This is a genomic window from Ruegeria sp. CDSC085 (genome assembly GCF_059610465.1).
On the sequence record NZ_JBXWNR010000057.1, the window covers coordinates 1 to 1266 of the forward strand.

General features: G+C 62.0%; 1 protein-coding gene. It reads left to right on the top strand.

Annotation, left to right across the window (positions count from 1 at the left end; translation table 11 throughout):
• On the top strand, positions 1-1266 hold a 1266-nt coding region (gene glyA / locus AC2FJB_RS22830; RefSeq protein ID WP_496721248.1), incomplete at both ends, for a serine hydroxymethyltransferase.

Below are 1266 nucleotides of genomic sequence, written 5' to 3' on the forward strand. Positions count from 1 at the left end.
CGGATTTTTCACCCAGTCCCTTGCTGATCGTGATCCTGAGCTTTTTGGCTCGATCACGTCGGAACTGGGTCGTCAGCGCGACGAGATCGAGCTGATCGCGTCCGAGAACATCGTCTCTGCCGCCGTGATGGAGGCGCAGGGCTCGGTGATGACCAACAAATATGCCGAAGGCTATCCCGGGCGCCGCTACTATGGCGGCTGCCAGTTTGTTGATATTGCCGAAAACCTGGCCATCGACCGCGCCAAACAGCTGTTCGGATGCGAGTTTGCCAATGTGCAGCCCAATTCCGGCTCTCAGGCCAACCAGGGCGTGTTTCAGGCCCTGATCAAGCCGGGCGACACCATTCTGGGCATGAGCCTGGATGCCGGTGGCCACCTGACCCACGGCGCGCGGCCGAACCAGTCGGGCAAGTGGTTCAACGCGGTGCAATACGGCGTGCGCCAGCAGGACAACATGCTGGATTACGATCAGGTCGAGGCGCTGGCGAAAGAGCACCAGCCCAAGCTGATCATCGCGGGTGGCTCGGCGATCCCACGCCAGATCGACTTTGCCCGCATGCGTCAGATCGCCGATATGGTCGGCGCCTATCTGCACGTGGACATGGCGCATTTTGCCGGTCTGGTGGCAGCGGGCGAACACCCCAGCCCCTTCCCCCATGCGCATGTGGCCACGACCACGACGCACAAGACCTTGCGTGGCCCGCGTGGCGGCATGATCCTGACCAATGATGAAGATATCGCCAAGAAAGTGAATTCGGCGATTTTCCCTGGCATTCAGGGCGGCCCGCTGATGCATGTGATCGCAGCCAAGGCCGTGGCCTTTGGCGAGGCCCTGCGGCCTGAGTTCAAGGACTATGTCAAGCAGGTGATCACCAACGCGCAGGCGCTGTCGGATCAGCTGATCAAGGGTGGGCTGGACACGGTGACCCACGGCACCGACACCCATGTGGTGCTGGTCGACCTGCGCCCCAAAGGGGTGAAAGGCAACGCCACCGAGAAGGCTCTGGGCCGGGCGCATATCACCTGCAACAAGAACGGCGTGCCGTTTGATCCCGAAAAGCCGACCATCACATCGGGCATCCGTCTGGGCAGCCCGGCAGGCACCACCCGCGGCTTCGGCGAGGTCGAATTCCGCCAGATCGCCGACTGGATCATCGAAGTGGTCGACGGCCTGGCCGCCAATGGCGAAGACGGCAACAGAGCCGTCGAAGCCAAGGTCAAGGCCGAAGTCGCAGACCTCTGCGCCAAATTCCCGATCTATCCGAA